This is a genomic window from Acidovorax kalamii, assembly GCF_002245625.1.
In the GTDB taxonomy this organism is placed as follows: Bacteria; Pseudomonadota; Gammaproteobacteria; order Burkholderiales; family Burkholderiaceae_C; genus Acidovorax; species Acidovorax kalamii.
The window spans coordinates 22608-43073 of sequence record NZ_NOIG01000001.1 but is presented as its reverse complement, the minus strand read 5'-3'; the positions used below and the strand labels follow the sequence as shown (position 1 = coordinate 43073).

Here is a 20466-nt window from a genome sequence, read left to right as displayed (position 1 = left end):
CATGCACAACAACTCACGAAAACTCACAGCCAACCCACCTCCAATCCAATCTCATACGGCGTGCTGCTGGCTGGCTGCGCTGTGGGTCTGCCTGCTTGTGGTGATCGCCTTGTGGCCTGCGACAGCCCGGTCCTCCACGCTGTTCGCCACCGCCCAGCTAGGCTGGGACATTCCCATGGACAGACTGGATGACCCACTCGGTCATCTCGGGCCCGATGCCGTGGCTGGCACCGAGGCGAGTGCCATGACATCCCGGCTGAGCACCCCCTTGAACGCAGGGTATCTGGGCCATACCGTATGGCTTCGGTTTGAGGTGCCTGCCCCCACCCTGGGCCCCGGCCAGGAAGGCCTCTGGCTACTCGCCCAACCCACTTATCTCGACTTCGTGACCCTCTACCAGAAGGGTGTGAACGGGGAGTGGCTGGAGCAAACCAGCGGCGACTTGGTTCCGCCGAACCAAAAAGTCGGCATCCGGCAACACCTCTTTCGCCTGGTACCCGGCCAAACGGCCTTGGTTCGAATCCAGACCACCAGCGCCATACAGTTCCAGGCGGAGGTGCTCACCACAGAGGCGCTAGCGGTAGAACTTGCCCGATCCGAGCGCGGCATGGGGTTGTACTTTGGTGCCATGGCGATCTTGCTCGTCTGTATTTGGGCGGCGACTGCCATCTTCCGCACGCGCGCGCTGTTCTCGCTGGCTGTGCTGGGAACCGTCAGCGCCATTCACATCTTCAATGTGCGCGGCTACGGGAGCCTCTGGTCGCCGGACGAATTCACAGTGTGGGCCAGCCACGCCGTGGGCATAGGGGCATTTCTTCTGCCCGCCACGCTGGCTTGGCAGATCAAAGAACAGCTGACGCGCGGAACCCGCTACCGCAGGACAGACAGGCTCCTCACATTCCTGATCGCACTGAACTTGCTCGGTACCTTGAGCGTGCCGCTGGGGTTTTACCCGGCCGTGGCATGGGTCAACCTGGTCTCCCTTCTCGCCGCCGACGTGGCGGGCGTGGCCATGTGCTTGCTGACATTGCGACGGCGAGATCGCATCGCTGCGCATGCGCTGCTGCTCGCTGCCTATGGCCTGCACGGCTTGGGCGGGGTCCCCATCGCCATCCTCATGACAGGACTGGTCCCATTGAGGATAGATGCAACCTCGCTCTGGCAACTGGAAGCCATCGCCTTCACCAGTTTGCTCGCCATCGCTGTTTTTGTCGGCATGGTGGCACGGTACCGACAGGCGCAACTGGCCAAGGACCGGGCTATCGAGCGGCTAGCCCTGTCCGAGCATTCTCTGGAGGAGCGCATCGAGCAGCGCACCGCTCAGCTCACGGAGGCACAAACTGCATTGGGCCAGGCCCTGGAGAACGAACGAACTCTGCGGGATGAGCAAAAGCAGTTCTTTCACATGATCAGCCATGAGTTCAGAACCCCTCTGGCCGTTATAGATAGCGCAGCAGCGGAACAACAGGCCTTTCCTTCGCCCGATCTTCCATCCCAAACTGACCGTGCAGCACAGATCCGCAGGGCCTGCAGGCGCCTCACATCATTGGTAGACAGTTGCCTGATCAATGAAAGACTGGATAGCGCGGGATTCTCTTTACAGGCGTCGCCCACCAGAGTGAGCGATCTGCTGCAGCACGCGGCACAGTTGGTGCACTGGTCTCCACGCCACCACTTGCAGTTGTTCACCGACGCCGCACCCGAGGAGTGGGTGTGTGATGCAACGCTGTTACACATCGCGCTGTCCAACCTGGTGGACAACGCCGTGAAGTACGCCGCAGCGGGGGAGATTTTCATCGCGGCACGCAGAGGGGAATCAGGGCTTCTGGAAATTTCGGTGGCGGATGAAGGCTCCGGCATGTCACTCGATGTCATGAACCGGATCTTTGAACGGTTTGAACGGGGTGACCGCACCGACCAAAGCAGAGGGTTTGGCCTGGGACTGTGGGTGGCGCGCAGGGTGGCGCGCCTGCATGGTGGCGACATCACCGTCGAATCCACAGTGGGAGAAGGCACCTGTTTCACGCTGTCCCTGCAAGCCCAGCGCATCGGCCAGGGCTGAGTCGCCGCGCAGCCGTTGCCTACCCCCAAGGGCCTGCGGCAGGAATCCTGGATAATTCAGCACCCATTCCTTATCGATACGGGCTCGCAGAGCCTGGCAGACCGCACAGCGGTCCGTTTGCAACCATCCAGCACCCCATGAGCGCCACAGCGACCGACCCCAATCTCCAATATCTGACCAAGGCCCGCGAACAAATTGCCCAGGGCGACCTCAAGAATGCGGCTCAGACGCTCAACAAGGCCAACGCCCAATGGCCGCAAGACGCGCGCGTTTTCATGCTGGGTGGCCTGTTGGCAGAAAAGGCTGGCAATGTGAAGGGCGCGTTTGAAGCCCTGCGCAAGTCGGTGTCGCTGGCCCCGGACTGGGGCCCTGGCCTGCTGGAACTGGCGCTGTTGCTCGCCCGCCAGAACCAGTTCAAGGAGGCGGTAGAAACCGCTGAAAAGGTTGCACTGATCGAACCGCAGAACCTGCAGGTTCTGGCCGGCGTGGTGGACATTGCACACCGTGCAGGCCACTACGAAATGGCGATCCGCCACCTTCGTCGAGGCCTGGAACTGGTGCCCGGCGACGTGATGCTTCGGCGCCTGCTGGCCGCCGACCTGAGCAGCCTGGGCCAGCACGAGGAGTCCCTGGCGCTGTGGGGCGCGCTCGTCGCAGAGAACCCTCAGGATTCCAAGACCCTCATTGGACGTGTGCAGGCATGCGTTGCTGCGGGCAAGCCCGCCGACGCAGAACAAGACACTGCAGTCCTGCTGAGTCTGGCACCGGATGACGCGGTCTATCAGTACTACGCACAGCTCGCGCGCGGCGAAACACCCAGGCAGCAACCTGCGGAGCTGACTCGCCCGATGTTTGACAACATGGCGGAGTTCTACGACCTGCACATGGTGCGGGGCCTCAAGTACCAGTTGCCCAAGCAGGTGGGCGACCAGATCCTGGCGCGCCACCCAGAAAAGAAAATCAATGTGCTGGATCTGGGTTGCGGCACCGGCCTGCTGGGTGTGTGCCTGGGCCGCCTGGACGGCGCACTGGTGGGCGTGGACCCGTCGATGAAGATGATCGATCAGGCGGCGCGCCACAACGTGTACGACCGTTTCCACACCGTGAACCTGCACGATGCCCTGCGCGAGACACCCGATGGCCTCTACCAGGTGATCGCGGCGCTCGACGTGTTCATCTACGCCGGTGACGTGACCGAGGCAATTCCCAATGCTCTGCGTGTGCTGGTGCCGGGCGGCATGATGGTCTTTTCATTCGAGACTGCACCCGAGCAAGGCGCCGACCTGGTGCTACAGCCCTCTGGCCGCTACGCCCACAAACGCAGCCACATCGAGGCCCTGTGCAAAGCCGCAGGCTTTGCTTCGGTGGAAGTGCGTGACACCGAACTGCGCGAGGAAAACCACCAACCCGTGAACGGGTTCGTAGTGACCGCCTGCAAGGCCGCCTGAAGCCTTCACGCTTCAAAAATCCCTGACCACCCCGCGCCCAGCCGGGTGTCAGGGCGTCAGGCCAGCAGACGTGACGACTTGGGTACATGGGCCATCAGAAAATCCATCTGATCCGCCAGGATGCGTCGGTTGCGCAGGATGAAGTCCTCCCACAGGCTGGGCACGTAGGGCGTGTACAGCAGCGGCATGTGCGCCTGCTCGGGTGTGCGCGGGCCCTTGCGGTGGTTGCAGGGGCGGCAGGCCGTCACCACGTTCATCCAGTGGTCCTGCCCGTTGCGGGCAAAGGGCACGATGTGTTCGCGCGTGAGGTGTTCCTCGTGGAAGTGGCCGCCGCAGTAGGCGCACACATTGCGGTCGCGAGCGAAGAGCTTGCTGTTGGTGAGGCTAGGCTTGAGATCGAACGGGTTGATGCTGGGCACGCCCTTGGTGCCGATGATGCTGTTGATGGCAATCACCGATTGTTCACCCGTGATGGCGTTGTGCCCACCCCGGAACCGGGCGATCTGGCCGCCGGATTCCCAGCGCACCTCCCCGGCGGCGTAATGAATCACCGCCTGTTCAAGCGAAATCCACGATTGGGGCAGCCCTTGGGCTGACAGCTTCAAGACCTTCAAAACACGCCTCCTGGAACACAAAGTACACAAGGACATGACTTACGCAAAACAGGACTCTGGCAAGTGGTCCGCCCCGAGGAAAAGGCGGTTGTTGCATCCCGGTTTGCGCAAGTCCTAAAGGATTCTGAACGCAGATGTCTCGCGGGCAGCCCTGCGCGGGGCCAGCCGTGGGTCACAATATACTCCGTTTTCATGACAAATTGGCGTCCTGCGCTTGATGGACCTGCGCATGGTGCTATCAAAAAGATAACAAACCGATGAAGATCTTTCGCGGCTTCCACCACCCTGGCATTGCCAATGCCTGTGCGCTGACCATCGGCAATTTCGATGGCGTGCACCGGGGCCACCAGGCCATGCTGGCCCTGCTCAACAGCGAGGCCGCGCACCGGGGGGTGGAAAGCTGCGTGCTGACGTTCGAGCCGCACCCGAGGGACTACTTTGCCGGGGTTCACAGCAAGCCGGAACTCGCCCCCGCGCGCGTGGGCACGCTGCGCGACAAGCTGACCGAGCTGGCACGCTGCGGTGTGCAGCAGACCGTGGTGCTGCCTTTTGACGCCCGGCTGGCCGCCCAATCGCCCGACGCTTTCATCGACGAGGTACTGGTGCGCGGCCTGGGCGCCCGCTACGTGCTGGTGGGCGACGATTTCCGCTTTGGCCGCCAGCGCGCGGGCGACTACGCCATGCTGGACGCTGCCGGGCAAGCCAAAGGTTTTGACGTAGCGCGCATGAACAGCTACGAGGTGCATGGGTTGCGGGTATCGAGTTCCGCCGTGCGCCAGGCCCTGGCCGCAGGCGACATGGAAGCAGCAGCCCGCCTGCTGGGGCGGCCCTACACCATCAGCGGCCATGTGGTGCATGGCCGCAAGCTGGGCCGCGAGCTGGGCGCCACGTCCGCCGGTGCGGGCAACGGTTTTCGCACCCTGAACCTGCGGTTCGCGCACTGGAAACCCGCCGCCAGCGGCATCTTTGCGGTGCTTGTGCATGGCCTCTCGGCCGAGCCTTTGCCGGGGGTGGCCAACCTGGGCGTGCGCCCCTCGCTGGACCCAAACGACGTCAATGGCGGCCGTGTGCTGCTGGAAACCCATTGCCTGCAGTGGCCCGCCGATCTGGGGCCCGAGGGGGCGTACGGTAAAATCGTGCGCGTGGAACTGCTGCACAAACTGCACGACGAGCTGAAGTACGACGGTCTGGACGCCCTGACGAAGGGCATCGCCAAAGACTGCGCCGACGCGCGTGCCTACTTTGCCTCGGCCCACGCCCCCAATCACACCGAGACCCGGCGTCAGACCACGCGCGACCGAATTTAGGGGGCTGCCTGCGCAGCGCCTGCCCTGCAGGCCCGACACCTCTCGCGTTTCGCTCCCTGTTTCCCCGCATTGCTCCGGGCCTGCCCCGGAATGCCCCGTTTTAAGGCTCCCTCATGTCCGACAACGCCAGCACGCCCACCTCCACTGCTCCGGATTACCGCAGCACCCTGAACCTGCCCGACACCCCCTTCCCTATGCGCGGCGACCTGCCCAAGCGCGAGCCAAACTGGGTGAAGGACTGGGAAGACAAGGGCATCTACAAGCGCCTGCGCGACGCCCGCCGGGGCGCCCCCAAGTTCATCCTGCATGACGGCCCGCCCTATGCCAACGGACAGATCCACATGGGCCATGCGGTCAACAAGATCCTGAAGGACATGATCACCAAGGCGCGCCAGCTCGAAGGCTTTGACGCGCTGTACGTGCCCGGCTGGGACTGCCACGGCCTGCCGATCGAGAACGCCATCGAGAAAAAACACGGCCGCAACCTGAGCCGCGACGACATGCAGGCCAAGAGCCGCGCGTTCGCTACCGAGCAGATCGCGCAGCAGATGGTGGACTTCAAGCGCCTGGGCGTTCTGGGCGAATGGGACAACCCCTACAAGACCATGAACCCCGCCAACGAGGCGGGCGAGATCCGCGCCTTCAAGCGCGTGATGGAACGCGGCTTTGTGTACCGGGGCCTCAAGCCCGTGTACTGGTGCTTTGACTGCGGCTCGTCGCTGGCCGAGTTTGAGATCGAATACCAGGACAAGAAGAGCACCACGCTGGACGTGGCCTTCAAATCGCATGAGCCAGCCAAGCTCGCCGCCTCCTTCGGGCTGCCCGCACTGGCCAAGGACGCGTTTGTGGTCATCTGGACCACCACCGCCTGGACCATCCCCGCCAACCAGGCCCTGAACCTGAACCCCGAGATCAGCTATGCGCTGGTGGACGCAGGCGAGCGCATCCTGCTCGTGGCCGAGCCGCTGGTGGCCTCGTGCCTGGAGCGCTACGGCCTCACCGGCACCGTGCTGGCCACCACCCCGGGCAAGAACCTGGGCGGCCTGGAATTCGAACACCCGCTGTACGACGTGGCCAGCGAAGACGGCAGCTTTGGCTACCGCCGCCTGTCGCCCGTGTACCTGGCCGACTACGCCACGGCCGATGACGGCACGGGTATCGTGCACTCGTCGCCTGCGTATGGCCTGGAAGACTTCAACTCCTGCCGCGCACATGGCATGGCGCTGGACGAGATCCTGAACCCTGTGCAAGGCAACGGCGCCTACGCGGCCGACTTCCCGCTGTTTGGCGGCCAGCACATCTGGAAGGCCGTGCCCGTGATCATCGAAGCCTTGCGCAACGCAGGCCGCCTGATGACCACCAAGGACATCACGCACAGCTACCCGCACTGCTGGCGCCACAAGACGCCGGTGATCTACCGCGCCGCCGCGCAGTGGTTCATCCGCATGGACGAAGGCGAAGGCGTGTTCACTAAAGCAGGCATGAAGCCCGCCAAGACGCTACGCCAGATCGCACTCGATGCGATCGAGCACACCAGCTTCTACCCCGAAAACGGCAAGGCCCGCCTGCACGACATGATCGCCGGGCGGCCGGACTGGTGCATCTCGCGCCAGCGCAGCTGGGGCGTGCCCATCCCGTTCTTCCTGCACAAGGATTCGGGCGAACTGCACCCGCGCACCATGGAGATCATGGACCAGGCCGCTGACATCGTGGAAAAGGGTGGCATCGAGGCCTGGAGCCGCGTGACGACCGAAGAGATCCTGGGCGCCGAAGACGCGCCGCACTACACCAAGAGCACCGACATCCTCGAAGTGTGGTTTGACTCCGGCTCCACCTTCAGCCATGTGCTGCGCGGCACGCACCCCGAGGTGCACCACGACACCGGCCCCGAGGCCGACCTGTACCTCGAAGGCCATGACCAGCACCGCGGCTGGTTCCACAGCTCGCTGCTGCTGGCGTCCGCGCTGGAAGGCCGCGCGCCCTATCGCGGCCTGCTGACCCACGGCTTCACCGTGGACAGCCAGGGCCGCAAGATGAGCAAGTCGCTGGGCAACGGCATCGACCCGCAGGAGATCAACAAGAAGCTCGGCGCCGAGATCATCCGTCTGTGGGTGGCCGCCAGCGACTACTCGGGCGACATCGCGGGCGACGAGAAGATCCTGGCGCGTGTGGTGGACGCCTACCGCCGCATCCGCAACACGCTGCGCTTCTTGCTGGCCAACGTGAGCGACTTCGACCCGGCCAAGGATGCCGTGCCGTTCGGCCAGATGCTGGAGATCGACCGCTACGCGCTCACCCGCGCGTCCGAGTTCCAGGCCGAAGTGCTGGCGCACTACAAGGTGTATGAGTTCCACCCTGTGGTCGCCAAGCTGCAGCTGTACTGCTCGGAAGACCTGGGCGGCTTCTACCTGGACGTGCTCAAGGACCGCCTCTACACCACGGCGCCCAAGAGCCTGGCCCGCCGCAGCGCGCAGACCGCGCTCTACAACATCACGCACGCCATGCTGCGCTGGATGGCACCGTTTTTGTCGTTCACGGCCGAAGAGGCGTGGAAGGTGTTCGGCAATTCCGACTCCATCTTCCTGGAGACCTACGGCAACGTGGCAGGCGTGGGTGCCGGTGCCGACGAAGGCCTGCTGGCCAAGTGGTCGCGCATCCGCGAGATCCGCGATGCGGTGAACAAGGAGATCGAAACCCTGCGCGCCGATGGCAAGGTGGGCTCATCCCTGCAGGCCACCGTTTCGCTGACGGCAGCCCCCGAAGACCACGCGCTGTTGGCCAGCCTGGGCGACGACCTGAAGTTTGTATTCATCACATCCGCTATCGAATTGATAGCTGGAAGCGAGCTACAGATCCGCGTGAACCCCAGTTCTGACGCCAAATGCGAGCGCTGCTGGCACTACCGTAGTGACGTGGGCAGCGATGCCGCGCATCCCACCATCTGCGGCCGCTGCACCAGCAACCTGTTCGGCAGCGGCGAGAGCCGGGCCCACGCGTGATGGCGAGCACCACCGCACGCAACGGCCCGCGCATCTGGGTCTGGCTGGCCTGGGCCGCGTTCCTGATGGTGGCCGACCAGATCACCAAGACGCTGATCCTGAACCACTACCAGCTGGGCGACTCCACGGTCATTACCGGCTTCTTCAACATCGTGCGGGCGCACAACACGGGCGCGGCGTTCTCGTTTCTGGCCAATGCCGGGGGCTGGCAGCGCTGGCTGTTCACGGGCATCGGCGCAGTGGCCACGGTCTTCATCGTGTGGCAGCTGCGCGCGCACCCCGGGCAAAAGCTGTTCTGCTTCTCGCTCGCCAGCATCCTGGGCGGCGCGGTGGGCAACGTGGTGGACCGCCTGATGCACGGCTATGTGGTGGATTTTCTGGACTTCCACTGGGACTTCCTCTCGGGCATCTTCCACGGCGGGCATTTCCCGGCCTTCAATCTGGCGGACATGGCCATCAGCGTGGGCGCGATCTGCCTGATCCTGGACGAGTTGCTGCGGATGCGGCGCGAGCGCTGACGCCGGGTCCCCAACCCAGCACACACACCACGGCCCGCTGCACGCGGGCCGTCTTGTTTCTGCTCTTGTTTTGCGCCACTGCACTGCGGGCATGCCAATACAACGCCCCCCTATCCCAGCATGGACATATGCGCCGACGCTATGGAATCAGGAGTATGCTTATATGTCAGTTTTGTGACAAACCAGCGTGCGCTGTTCTTGCGTGTTGCGTGGGGCCCGACAGCCGCACAGTCCAACGGGGCACCGCAACCGCGTCTACGCGCCGCACAATGGAGTCATGAACGCAGCACCGGCTCCGAGGGAGCCGGGCAGAAGTCTGCGCAGGTCACAAGAAGAAGAAACAACGGGTTTTCATGAAGCATCTCCTCAATCTCCTGGCAGCCGTGGCGCTGCTGATCTGGGGCACCCACCTGGTGCGCACCGGCATCCTGCGGGTCTTCGGCGCCAACCTGCGGCAGCTCATCGCGCACAGCGTCAGCAGCCGGTTCACGGCGGTCCTGTCAGGCATCGGCGTGACGGCCGTGGTGCAGTCCAGCACCGCCACCGCACTCATCGTGTCGTCTTTTGTGGGCCAGGGCCTGGTGGGCCTGCCTGCCGCGCTGGCCGTGATGCTGGGGGCCGACGTGGGAACCAGCGTAATGGCGGTGGTGTTCTCGATGGACCTGTCGTGGCTCTCACCGCTGTTCATCTTTGTGGGCGTGGTGCTGTTCATCTCGCGCAAGGACACCGCCGTGGGCCGCGTGGGCCGCGTGCTGATCGGCCTGGGGCTGATGCTGCTGGCGCTGCGCCTGATCACCGAATCCACCACCGTGCTCACCCAGTCGCCCACCGTGCGCACCTTGCTGGGTGCGCTCACCAGCGACCTGCTGCTGGAGATTTTCACCGGTGCAGTGCTGGCCATCGTGGCCTATTCGAGCCTGGCCACGGTGCTGCTCACGGCGGCTCTGGCGGGCTCGGGCGGTATTCCTGCCGACGTGGCCCTGGGCCTGGTACTGGGCGCCAACCTGGGCAGCGGTGTGCTGGCCGTGCTGACCACCATGAAGGCCAATGTGCAGACGCGCCAGGTGCCGCTGGGCAACCTGTTCTTCAAGATCATTGGCGTCATCATCATGACGCCGCTAACCGGACTGTGGCTGCAGCATGTGCGGCCCTATGTGCCTGAAACCGCCGCACTGGTGGTGCTGTTCCACCTGGCGTTCAACGTGGTCGTGGGCATTGTCTGCATTGGCCTCACTGGCACCGTGGCCCGCACTGTGCAGCGACTGCTGCCCACCGAAAAAACCCAGGCTGCCGCTGGCACCCGGCCCCAGCACCTGGACCCTTCGGCCCTGGCCACGCCCTCGCTGGCCATCTCCTGCGCAGCGCGCGAAGCGCTGCACCAGGCGGATGTGGTCGAGTCCATGCTGCTCGGTCTGCAGAAGGTGATACAGACCGACGACCTGCAGCTGGCCGAAGACCTGCGCAAGCTCGACGACGAGGTGGACGGCCTGTACTCAGCCATCAAGTACTACATGACCAAGATCTCGCGCGAAGCCCTGGACGAGCGCGAGGGCCGACGCTGGGCCGACATCATCAGCTTCACGATCAATATGGAGCAAATTGGCGACATCATCGAGCGCGTGTTGATCGACATCGAGGACAAGAAGATCAAGAAGGGCCGCCAGTTCTCCGAGGCGGGCATGGAAGAGATCAACGAGCTGCACGCGCGCCTGATCGACAACCTGCGCCTGGCGATGAGCGTGTTCTTGAACGGCAGCGTGCGCGATGCACAAAAGCTGCTGGAGGAAAAAGCACGCTTCCGCGATCTGGAGCATGCGTATTCGGCCACCCATCTGGCGCGCCTGTCGGACAACACGGTGCCCAGCATCGAGACCAGTTCGCTGCACATCGACCTGATCAGCGAACTCAAGCGCATCAACTCGCTGCTGTGCTCGGTGGCCTACCCCATCCTCGAATCGGCCGGGGCGCTGGCGCCCAGCCGACTCAAGACGATGGTGGACCAGGGCTGAGAAAAGGGAGGCAGGACACCGGCTGGCACCCGCCACAGCCGAGCGGGAAATCGCAAGGCGAAAGCCGTGACAGAGCTAGCGCAGCAGGGCCAGCACACCCTGCGGCAGCTGGTTGGCCTGGGCCACCATGGCCGTTCCGGCCTGCTGCAGGATCTGTGAACGCGAGAGGTTGGCGGTTTCTGCGGCAAAGTCAGCATCAAGGATGCGGCTGCGCGAGGCAGACAGGTTTTCGGACGTCACCTGCAGGTTGCTGATCGAGGTTTCGAAGCGCGATTGCAGGGCACCGAGCTTGGCACGCTCGCCGTTGATGAAGCTCAGCGCCGAATCAACCGTCTTGAGCGCGTTGGTAGCTTTGGCAAAAGTCGTGACATCCAAATCCGCCACCTTCTCCAGGCTGGAGCTGCTATCGGCCACCGCGTTGGTTCCGGTCGCATCGACCGCAAACGCCTTGTCGGAGTCCAACGTAAGGTAGCCGCTGACGACGACTGCATCGTCCAGCCCCCCGATCATCAGATTCGCCGATGCTCCCACGAGCGTAAGCCCTCCATCTCCGTCATCCGCCATCTTCTGAACAGTCACGGTTCCAGTGCTCTGGTTCGTTCGGTCACCGATCAGGATGTTGTTCCCACTGCGGTTGCCCAGGATGATGCCCGTCTCGCCATCATTCACCTGAGCAGTTACGCCCGTCTTTGCAGACTGGTCGTTGATCGCAGAGACGGCCGCAGCCAAGTTGGCAGCACCAGTCCCGCCATTCAATGAAAAAGACAGATCAATCTTGCTGCTGTTGTCAGAGCGCAGGGTTAGAGAGTATGTCCCCGCCCCGCTAAAAGTCAGCTGCAGGTTGGTTTGTGCTTGCGCTTTGACACCCGTTTGCGCAGCCAGCCCATTGATCTGGTCTGCAATCTCCTTGGAGGAAGCATTCGCACTGATCGTTGCTGTTCCAGACCCCAAAGCACCATTGATGACCACAGACCCTGCACTGACCCCGTTGGTGCCGTAGGCATTGGCAGGCTCAGGCCCATACACCTGCTGGGTTGCGCCGGATGCAATCATCTGATTGTTGCCATACACACCGGTGCGCAGGTTGGCCGTGGCGGCTACGATGGTCTGGTTGGCGTTGGCACCCACCTGGAACTGTTGTGTCCCGAACGTGCCGTCCAGCAGCTTGGAGCCGTTGAATTCCGTGGTTTGCGAAATGCGGTCCAGTTCGGACACCAGCTGGCCTACTTCCTGTTGCAGGGCCTGGCGGTCACCCGCGCTGTTGGTGGCATTGGCCGACTGCACCGCCAGTTCACGCACCCGCTGCAGGATGTCGCCGGAGGCCTTGAGCGCGCCTTCTGCTGTCTGCGCCAGCGAGATACCGTCGTTGGCATTGCGCACCGCCTGGTTCAGACCCCGGATCTGGCTGGTGAAACGCTCGGAAATGGCCAAGCCAGCAGCATCGTCCTTGGCGCTGTTGATGCGCAGACCCGACGACAGGCGCTGGATGGAGGTGTTCAGCGAGGTCTGGCTCATGCCCAGGTTGCGCTGGGCCGTCAGCGATGACACGTTGGTATTGATCGTCGAAGCCATGTTGATTGCCCGCCCAGTCCGCTCGCTAGAGTTTTCGTTTTGTTGCGTGGCGCGGCACAGGCAGCGCTTGACCATGTTTCGGCCAAGCCTGAGCGAACTTGAGGCGCTTTTCGCGGCGCTGCGGGTATCCCCGGCCCCCGCATCTCGCGAAATACGGGGCCTTGGTACGTGAGCCCCGCAGAGAAAAAGCTGTCAGGCCACCACACCCACCCCCTCCTCCGCCAGCCCCGTGTACTGCAGCAGCCCCGCCACCAAAGCATCAAACGTATGCCTGCAGCGCGGGCTGTTGCGCAGGTCTTCGTGCATCACCACCCAGGTGTCCAGCGCGGCATTGAACTGCTGTGGCAGCACCCGCACCAGCTGCGGCGTGCGCCGCGCCAGTTCCACCTGGCATATGCCAATGCCGCCGCCCGCGCGAATCAGCGCCAGCTGGGCCAGGTCGCTGTCGCTGCGCAGGGCAAATGCCTCTCGGCGCCACGGGGGCAGCGCCTTGCGGGCGGCGCGGATGAACGGGGTTTCCAGATCGAAGCCGATCAGCCGGTGGTGCGCCAGGTCGGCCAGCGATGCGGGTGTGCCCTGGGCCTGCAGGTAGCTGGCGTGGGCGTGCAGGCCCAGCGCCACCACGCCCACGCGGCGGGCGATGAGGGCCTCCTGGCGGGGCTCGGTCATGCGGATGGCGATGTCGGCCTCACGGTGGAGCAAGTCTTGCACGCGGTTGCTCAGTGCCAGCTCCACCGTCAGCCCGGGGTGCCGGGCCTGCAACTGGGCCAGCAGCGGGGGCAGCACCTCGACGCCAATCACCTCACTGGCCGTGACACGCACGGTGCCGCGCACGCCCTCGCCATGGCCGCTGGCCGCCCGTGCCAGGGCGGCGGCCGAATGCTGCATGGCCTGGGCGTAGGGGTGCAGCTCCAGCGCGGCCTCGGTAGGCAGCAGACCCTGCTGCGAACGGGTGAACAGGGTGAGCCCCAGGGCGTGCTCCAGTGCGGCGATGTGGCGGCCCACCGTGGGCTGGGTCACGCCCAGAGCCCGGGCGGCGCCCGACAGCGAACCTTCGCTGAGCACCCCCAGGTAGGAGCGGTACAGCTCCCAGCCAATCGATTCTGCAGTGGGTTGAGTCATGCATAAATGTATAGCCTCACCTCTATTTTCAGCAATTTCTTTTTGACGGGCCGCGCTCCACACTGGCACCCATCAACACGGCAACGGCCACATCCACGGCCACATAAGGAGCAGTTTCATGGCACAAGGCAACAAGGTTCTGGTTCTGGGCGCCACCGGCGGCATTGGCGGCGAGGTGGCACGCCAGCTGCGCGACCGGGGGTGGGAGGTGCATGCGCTGCACCGGGGTGTGGCGCAGGCCCGCGAGCAGCGCGAGGGCATGACCTGGGTGCGTGGCGACGCGATGCGGCGTGAGGACGTGGTGGCCGCTGCCGCAGGCTGCGACGTGATCGTGCACGCGGTCAACCCACCCGGCTACCGGCGCTGGGGCGAGCTGGTGCTGCCGATGATCGACAACACCATTGCGGCGGCCACGGCCACCGGGGCCACGGTGGTGCTGCCCGGCACGGTCTACAACTACGGGCCCGATGCCTTCCCGGTGCTGCGCGAGGATGCACCGCAGCAGCCCCACACCCGCAAGGGCGCCGTGCGTGCAGAGCTGGAGCGCCGCCTGCGGCAGGCCACCCAGCCCCACCCGCTGGGCCCGGGCACCTGCCGCGTGATCATCGTGCGGGCCGGCGACTACTTTGGCCCGCAGGTGGGCAACAGCTGGTTTGCCCAGGGCCTGGTGCAGCCAGGCCGGCCCGTGGCCAGCGTCAAGGAGCCTGGCCGCCCCGGCGTAGGCCACCAGTGGTCTTACCTGCCCGATGTGGCGCGCACCATGGTGCTGCTGCTGGAGCGGCGCGCCGAGCTGCCCGCGTTTGCGCCTTTCCACATGGCCGGGCACTGGGATGCCGATGGCACGCAGATGGCCGACGCCATCGGCCGCGCCGTGGTGCGCAGCGGCGGTGCGGCGCCCCGGGTGCAGGCGTTTCCGTGGTGGCTGGTCACGCTGGCATCGCCGTTTGTGGCGACCTTGCGCGAGCTGCGCGAAATGCGCTACCTGTGGCAGCAGCCCGTGCGCATGGCCAACGACCGCCTGCTGGCCGTGCTGGGCAGCGAGCCCCACACCCCGCTGGATGTGGCGGTGCAGGCCACGCTGCAGGGGCTCGGCTGTCTGCCTGCAGCGCCGCTCACTGCCCCAGGTAGCCCGCAATCACCAGGCCAGCTTCCAGCGTGAACAGGCCCTGTGCCACCTGCGTGCGCAGGCCATCCAGCGGCAGCAGGTCAAAACGCTCGACCTCGCCATCCTGGTTGCTGGGCTCCATGCCCTCGGGAACCTGGGCGCAGAACCAGTCGATGCGCTCGCGCATGTAGCCCGCGCCGCCGCCCTCGCGGCTCGGGCGGCTGAAATCCACATGACCGCCGTGGCGCAGGCCGTGCAAGGCCTCCACCCGCAGGCCAGCCTCTTCCCAGGTCTCGCGCGCCAGGGCCTGGGGCAGCGAATCGGCGGCAGAGACCATGCCGCCCATCAGCGTGTCCCACAGGCCGGGGTTGTTGGGTTTGGTCATGGAGCGCTTTTGTACCCACATGCGGCCATCGGGCGCCAGGCCCACCAGGTGCACAGCACGGGTGGTGATGCCCAGCACCCGCACGGCGCCACGCTCCACCGTGGCCACCACCTCACCGGCGGGGTTGCACACGGCCAGTTGCTCGTTGCGCCAGGGGCCACACAGGTCTGCATCACGCAGGGCCGCAGCCAGGGTGTTGAGCGCCTCCGTGGCCGCGCCCGTCGGCACATCCAGGTGCCAGGCAGGCGCACCAGAATGCTCACTATTTGATAGCTTAAAGCGCTTATCCAGCAGGCGGTGGAGGCCGATTTTGTTCATAAAACCCTCCGCCACCGACCCCACCACCTGCCCGGCCACCAGCAACGGCTGGCGCGGCAGCTTCGGGGGCTGCTGCGCCGACGCGCGTGCGCCCGCCAGCCAGTGCTCGAACGAGGGGTTCTGCACGTCGGCGTTCACAGCGTGAGGATGGTGCAGCCCGTGGTCTTGCGCGCCTCCAGATCCCGGTGCGCCTGCTGCACCTCGGCCAGCGGGTAGCGCTGGTCGATGTGGATCTTCACCTGCCCGCTGGCCACCACGGCGAACAGGTCGTCGGCCATGGCCTGGGTAGCTTCGCGCGTGGCGATGTGGGTGAACAGCGTCTGCCGCGTGACGTAGAGCGAGCCCTTGGCGCCCAGACTGCCCGGCGCAAACGGCGGCACGGGGCCGGAGGCATTGCCGAAGCTGGCCATCAGGCCGAAGGGCCGCAGGCACTCCAGCGACTTGTCCCAGGTGTCCTTGCCCACCGAGTCGTAGACCACCTTCACGCCCTTACCGCCAGTGATCTCTTTCACACGGGCGGCGAAGTCCTCGGTGCTGTAATTGATGGCGTGCGCCGCGCCGTTGGCCAGAGCCAGCTGGCACTTGGCATCCGAGCCCGCCGTGCCGATGAGCTGCAGGCCCAGGGCCTTGGCCCACTGGCTGGCGATCAGGCCCACGCCACCGGCGGCTGCGTGGAACAGCACAAAATCGCCGGGCTCCAGCCCTTCCACCGGGCGTGTCTTTTTCAGCAGGTACTGCGCCGTCAGGCCCTTGAGCATCATGGCCGCGCCGGTCTCGAAGCTGATGGCGTCGGGCAGCTTGCACACGCATTTGGCGGGCATCACGCGCACCTCGCAGTACGCGCCCGGCGGGTTGCTGGCATAGGCGGCGCGGTCGCCCACCTGCAGGTGCGTGACACCCTCGCCCACGGCCTCGATCACGCCCGCGCCCTCCATGCCGATGGTGGCGGGCATGGTGAGCGGGTACAGGCCGGTGCGGTGGTACACGTCGATGAAGTTCAGGCCGATGGCGTGGTGGCGGATGCGGACTTCGCCGGGGCCGGGGTTGCCCACGGTCACATCAACCACCTGGAGTTCTTCGGGGCCGCCGTGCTGGCGGATCTGGACGGCAAGGCTCATGGCAAACGGTCTCCTCAAACAAACGGGAAATGGGGGTGAGAACGGCGGCCATCCTGCCACGATTCATGCGGGCGTGCCGCATGTGGCAGCAGCGCCGATGGCGGCCTGGGGCCTTGTGGCCTTCCGGCAGCGGGGCACGGCATGCACCGTTACAGTGCAGCCCCATGACTCACAAACTCACACCCGGCACGGCCGTGCTGCTGGTGATTCCGCCCCTGCTGTGGGCTGGCAACGCCGTCACGGGGCGGCTGGTGCATGACCTGATTTCCCCCGCCGCCCTCAATTTCATCCGCTGGGTGCTGGCCTTCTTCATCCTGCTGCCGCTGGCGCATGGTGTGCTGCGCAAAAACAGCCCGCTGTGGCCGCACTGGCGCCGCTATGCGCTGCTGGGGCTGCTGGGCATTGGCCTGTACAACGCGCTGCAGTACATGGCGCTGCAGACGTCCACGCCCATCAACGCAACGCTGGTGGGTTCGAGCATGCCGGTGTGGATGCTGGCCGTGGGGGCACTGTTTTTTGGCGCGGCCGTGACGCGGCGCCAGGTGGTGGGTGCGCTGCTGTCGGTGTGTGGCGTGCTGCTGGTGCTGAGCCGGGGCGAATGGGCGCAGCTGCTCGCGTTCCGCCTGGTGCCGGGCGATCTGTTCATGCTGCTGGCCACCATCTCGTGGGCGTTCTACAGCTGGCTGCTGGCGCGCACCAGCGAGCCTGGCAGCATCCGGGGCGACTGGGCGGCCTTCCTGATGGCACAGATGGTGTTCGGCCTGGCCTGGTCGGGCAGCTTTGCCGGGGCCGAATGGGCCACCGGCCACACCCACGCCTCCTGGGGCTGGCCGCTGGTGGCGGCGCTGGCCTTCATTGCCGTGGGCCCTGCGGTGCTGGCCTACCGATGCTGGGGCGTGGGCGTGCAGCGCGCAGGGCCTGCGGTGGCGGGCTTTTTTGTCAACCTCACGCCCCTGTTTGCCGGGCTGCTGTCGGCCGCGTTTCTGGGCGAAACGCCCCAGGCATTTCACGGCGTGGCGTTCGCGTTGATCGTGGGTGGGATTGTGGTGTCTTCGCGGCGCTGAGGCCTGTCGATTTATTGATAAAAATCGGCATTACCGCTCGTCCATCATGCCTTTACAGCTACCATAAATATAGCAACCACCTGTATGCAGAGGGCATGGGCGTGCAGTGCACCCCTTGGCCTCTTCTCCCAGCCTCTTAACGGGGCATGTCGAGGTCTTCGGCGGTGGTGGCGGCCGGCTCCAGCAGCGCCTCCAGCTCCGCCACGGGGACGGGCCGCCCCATCAGGTAGCCCTGGAAGTAGGTGCAGCCGTACTGGGCCAGCAGCTTCTTTTGCGCCTCGGTTTCCACGCCTTCGGCGATCACGTCCAGCTCCAGGTTGCGCGCCATGCCCAGGATGGTCTGCACGATCACATCGTCGGTGTGCCGCACGCCCAGGTTGTGCACAAAAGACTGGTCGATCTTGAGCTGGTCCAGCGGCAGCCGCGTGAGGTAGGCCAGCGACGAGTAGCCGGTGCCGAAGTCGTCCACCGAGAAGCGCACGCCCTTGGTCTTCAGCGTGCCGATCTTGGCGATGGTGTCGTCCACGTTGTCCAGCACCAGCGATTCGGTAAGTTCGAGCTTGAGCAGGTGGGGGCGCGCGCCGGTTTCGCGCAGCACCTCGACCACCCGGGCCACAAAGTCACGCTGGCGGAACTGCCGCGCGCTCACGTTGACCGAGAGCTGTAGGTGCTGCAGGCGCGGGTTGCCCTGCCAGGCGGCCAGCTGCTCGCAGGCGGTGCGCAGCACCCAGTGGCCCATGGGCACGATGAGTTCGCTTTCTTCCGCCACGCCGATGAAGGCCCCCGGCGCCACCAGGCCCCGCTCGGGGTGCTGCCAGCGGATCAGCCCCTCGGCGCCCACCATGCGGCCATCCAGGTGGAACTGCGGCTGGTAGTGCAGCACAAACTGCCGCGCCGTGAGCGCCGCCTGCAGGTCGGCTTCGAGCTGCGCGCGCAGGCTGATGCTGATCTGCATTTGCGGGTCAAAAAAGCACAGCGCGTTGCGCCCCTGCGACTTGACCTGGTACATGGCGATGTCGGCCTGCTTGAGCAGATCGACCGACGACTGGATCGCGCCCCCCATCAGCGTGGCGCCGATGCTGGGCGTGCTGTGGTGGGCATGACCTCCGAGCGTGTAGGGCACGTTGAGCTTGCGCAGGATCTTTTCGCCCACACGGCGGACATGGGCGCCCGCCTCTTCGCTGCTGGCCGACAGGTCACTCAGCATCACCACAAACTCGTCGCCACCCAGCCGGGCCACGGTGTCCTCGCGCCGCACACAGGTTTTCAGGCGCTGGGCCACCTGGCGCAGCAGCATGTCGCCCACCTCGTGGCCCCGGGTGTCGTTCAGGGTCTTGAAATGGTCTAGGTCGAGGAACAGCAGGGCCCCATACTGCCCGCTGCGCGCGCTGGAGGCGATGGCCTGCTGCATGCGGTCCATGAGCAGGCGGCGGTTGGGCAGGTTGGTCAGTGGGTCGTAGAACGCCAGGTTCTCGATCTCGGCACTAGCGCGCCGCAGCGCCGTCACGTCGTGGTAGCTGATGACCAGGCCGCCGTCGGGGGTGGTGCGCTCGGTGATCTGGATGGTACGGCCGTTGGAGTAGACCTGTTCATGCGGTTCGTGCTGCGGCTGTTTTTGCCGCAGCAGCCGCTGCTCCACCCAGCGCGCATGTTCTTCGTCGGCCAGCCGGGGGTGGTGGTGCTTGACGGTTTCCTCGATCACCGCACGAAAGGGCAGCCTGGGGGCAATGATGCCCCTGAGCCAGGGAAAGATCACCTCGAACTGGCTGTTCCACTGCACCACACAGTTGTTCTTGTCGAGCAGCAAGAAGCCGCTGACCATGGACTCCAGCGCCTGGTCGAGCGTGGCCTTGGACTGCGCAATGGCCACGCGGGCCTGCGACAGGCGGTCCAGATAACGAAAAGCCAGCCCCCCCGCCGCCAGGATCATGGCCACAAACACCAGCGCGGTCAGCCCGATCGCGTCGCGCTGGTCGCGCCAGCTGCTCAGTGCCTCGTGCAGCGGAATGCTCGCGGAGATCCGCAGATCCTGGTACAGGATGGGACGGAAGACCACCAGGGCAGGATCCCCCGTGAGGCGCGCCGGGGCCTTCCACTCCTGACCCAGGTCGGCCAGCTCGGCCAGAGGCGGCGCCAGCGTGGGGGCGATGACCTCCTCGCGGCCCGGCACGCCCAGCAGCAGCTGCCCGCCGGCGCGCTCCAGCGTGACCTGCAGGCCGCTGATGTCCACGCCTTGGAGCAGCACCGCGCCCAAGGCGCCCACCGGCAACTCGGCCACGGCGGCCACGCGCGTGTTGTCGGCCAGGCGCAGGTGGCGCGCGAAATACAGAACCCGTTCGGAGCTGGCAAAACTCACCACCGGGGCGCTGACCATCAGGGTGGACACCGACTGCTCCAGCACGGACTCCAGAAAGCCCGCCGGCAGCTGCACGGCCAGCGCGCCACCGGCCGGATCGGACGACGCCATGGTCTTGCCCGTGGTGTCCAGCAGCGCCACATAACGCACCATCAGGTTCTGCCGGGTGGAGCCGCGCAAACGCTGGCTGGCCGATTCCGCATCGATCCAGGGCGCGGTCGTGTTCGACAGGTTGAGCAACTCGTCCATGCTGGCCAGCAGCACGTCCACCGTCAGCAGGGAGCGGTTGAGCGCCACTTCGGCCCCCGCCACAAAACGGGTGGCCTGGGCCTCGCTGTCGTTGAGGGCCACCTTGCGGGCGTTCCAGGCCACAGCAGCCGCCACGATGGCCACGGCCACCACAAACACCACAACCCCAGCCCCGACAAAGGCCTTGATGCGCAGTGGCGTTATGGGTTCTCTCATTGAT

General features: G+C 65.3%; 14 protein-coding genes. 8 read left to right on the top strand and 6 right to left on the bottom strand.

The window, feature by feature from the left end; all coding sequences use genetic code 11:
* The first annotated feature begins 1 nt into the window (after position 1).
* A complete protein-coding gene (locus CBY09_RS00180; RefSeq protein ID WP_205734068.1) occupies positions 2-2062 on the top strand; it encodes a sensor histidine kinase in 2061 nt (686 codons plus the stop codon).
* Positions 2063-2199: 137 nt separating this feature from the next.
* Positions 2200-3510, top strand: coding sequence for a methyltransferase domain-containing protein (locus tag CBY09_RS00175; protein ID WP_094285372.1), 1311 nt, complete (start codon positions 2200-2202; stop codon positions 3508-3510).
* Between the two features lie 56 nt (positions 3511-3566).
* Here the strand turns inward: CBY09_RS00175 and CBY09_RS00170 are convergent, their stop codons facing one another.
* Positions 3567-4124, bottom strand: coding sequence for an HNH endonuclease (locus CBY09_RS00170; protein ID WP_094285371.1), 558 nt, complete (start codon positions 4122-4124; stop codon positions 3567-3569).
* Between the two features lie 257 nt (positions 4125-4381).
* On the opposite strand from CBY09_RS00170, the gene CBY09_RS00165 reads away from it, so the two are divergent.
* From CBY09_RS00165 to CBY09_RS00150, 4 genes are all read left to right on the top strand, one after another.
* Positions 4382-5431, top strand: a complete 1050-nt coding sequence (locus tag CBY09_RS00165) for a bifunctional riboflavin kinase/FAD synthetase (protein WP_094285370.1) — start codon at positions 4382-4384, stop codon at positions 5429-5431.
* A gap of 113 nt (positions 5432-5544) precedes the next feature.
* Positions 5545-8430 (top strand): isoleucine--tRNA ligase, encoded by a 2886-nt coding sequence (gene ileS, locus CBY09_RS00160; RefSeq protein WP_094285369.1) that lies wholly within the window; start codon positions 5545-5547, stop codon positions 8428-8430.
* Positions 8430-8948 (top strand): signal peptidase II, encoded by a 519-nt coding sequence (lspA, locus tag CBY09_RS00155; RefSeq protein ID WP_094285368.1) that lies wholly within the window; start codon positions 8430-8432, stop codon positions 8946-8948. Before ileS ends, lspA begins: the two co-directional genes overlap by 1 nt.
* 353 nt (positions 8949-9301) lie before the next feature.
* Positions 9302-10957 (top strand): Na/Pi cotransporter family protein, encoded by a 1656-nt coding sequence (locus tag CBY09_RS00150; protein WP_094285367.1) that lies wholly within the window; start codon positions 9302-9304, stop codon positions 10955-10957.
* Between the two features lie 75 nt (positions 10958-11032).
* Here CBY09_RS00150 and CBY09_RS00145 read toward each other — a convergent pair whose 3' ends face one another.
* Together CBY09_RS00145 and CBY09_RS00140 are read right to left on the bottom strand one after the other, a co-directional pair.
* Positions 11033-12529, bottom strand: a complete 1497-nt coding sequence (locus CBY09_RS00145) for a flagellin N-terminal helical domain-containing protein (protein WP_094285366.1) — start codon at positions 12527-12529, stop codon at positions 11033-11035.
* A 192-nt stretch (positions 12530-12721) separates the two neighbouring features.
* Entirely contained in the window at positions 12722-13651 is a 930-nt protein-coding gene (locus CBY09_RS00140) for a LysR family transcriptional regulator (protein WP_094285365.1), read from the bottom strand.
* Between the two features lie 118 nt (positions 13652-13769).
* Between CBY09_RS00140 and CBY09_RS00135 the strand changes: the two genes are divergently transcribed.
* Complete coding sequence (locus tag CBY09_RS00135; RefSeq protein ID WP_094285364.1) at positions 13770-14810, top strand: NAD(P)H-binding protein; 1041 nt, start codon at positions 13770-13772, stop codon at positions 14808-14810.
* On the opposite strand, the gene CBY09_RS00130 is transcribed toward CBY09_RS00135, so the two are convergent.
* Together CBY09_RS00130 and CBY09_RS00125 are read right to left on the bottom strand one after the other, a co-directional pair.
* A complete protein-coding gene (locus tag CBY09_RS00130; RefSeq protein ID WP_094285363.1) occupies positions 14764-15597 on the bottom strand; it encodes an NUDIX hydrolase in 834 nt (277 codons plus the stop codon). The genes CBY09_RS00135 and CBY09_RS00130 overlap by 47 nt on opposite strands.
* Entirely contained in the window at positions 15594-16577 is a 984-nt protein-coding gene (locus tag CBY09_RS00125) for a quinone oxidoreductase family protein (protein WP_094285362.1), read from the bottom strand. The genes CBY09_RS00130 and CBY09_RS00125 overlap by 4 nt, the downstream gene beginning before the upstream one ends.
* Before the next feature lie 164 nt (positions 16578-16741).
* On the opposite strand from CBY09_RS00125, the gene CBY09_RS00120 reads away from it, so the two are divergent.
* The gene (locus CBY09_RS00120) at positions 16742-17641 is read left to right on the top strand and encodes a DMT family transporter (RefSeq protein ID WP_094285361.1); all 900 of its coding nucleotides are present in this window, start codon (positions 16742-16744) and stop codon (positions 17639-17641) included.
* Positions 17642-17777: 136 nt separating this feature from the next.
* Here CBY09_RS00120 and CBY09_RS00115 read toward each other — a convergent pair whose 3' ends face one another.
* Positions 17778-20462, bottom strand: coding sequence for a bifunctional diguanylate cyclase/phosphodiesterase (locus tag CBY09_RS00115; RefSeq protein ID WP_094285360.1), 2685 nt, complete (start codon positions 20460-20462; stop codon positions 17778-17780).
* Between the last annotated feature and the right edge of the window lie 4 nt (positions 20463-20466).

Bases quoted from the DNA above. Each gene is read 5' to 3' on its own strand.
- CBY09_RS00165 (WP_094285370.1), top strand. From the start codon at position 4,382: ATGAAGATCTTTCGCGGCTTCCACCACCCTGGCATTGCCAATGCCTGT.
- lspA (WP_094285368.1), top strand. From the start codon at position 8,430: ATGGCGAGCACCACCGCACGCAACGGCCCGCGCATCTGGGTCTGGCTG.
- CBY09_RS00150 (WP_094285367.1), top strand. From the start codon at position 9,302: ATGAAGCATCTCCTCAATCTCCTGGCAGCCGTGGCGCTGCTGATCTGG.
- CBY09_RS00175 (WP_094285372.1), top strand. From the start codon at position 2,200: ATGAGCGCCACAGCGACCGACCCCAATCTCCAATATCTGACCAAGGCC.
- CBY09_RS00180 (WP_205734068.1), top strand. From the start codon at position 2: ATGCACAACAACTCACGAAAACTCACAGCCAACCCACCTCCAATCCAA.
- CBY09_RS00145 (WP_094285366.1), bottom strand. From the start codon at position 12,529: ATGGCTTCGACGATCAATACCAACGTGTCATCGCTGACGGCCCAGCGC.
- CBY09_RS00140 (WP_094285365.1), bottom strand. From the start codon at position 13,651: ATGACTCAACCCACTGCAGAATCGATTGGCTGGGAGCTGTACCGCTCC.
- CBY09_RS00125 (WP_094285362.1), bottom strand. From the start codon at position 16,577: ATGAGCCTTGCCGTCCAGATCCGCCAGCACGGCGGCCCCGAAGAACTC.
- CBY09_RS00120 (WP_094285361.1), top strand. From the start codon at position 16,742: ATGACTCACAAACTCACACCCGGCACGGCCGTGCTGCTGGTGATTCCG.
- ileS (WP_094285369.1), top strand. From the start codon at position 5,545: ATGTCCGACAACGCCAGCACGCCCACCTCCACTGCTCCGGATTACCGC.
- CBY09_RS00135 (WP_094285364.1), top strand. From the start codon at position 13,770: ATGGCACAAGGCAACAAGGTTCTGGTTCTGGGCGCCACCGGCGGCATT.
- CBY09_RS00115 (WP_094285360.1), bottom strand. From the start codon at position 20,462: ATGAGAGAACCCATAACGCCACTGCGCATCAAGGCCTTTGTCGGGGCT.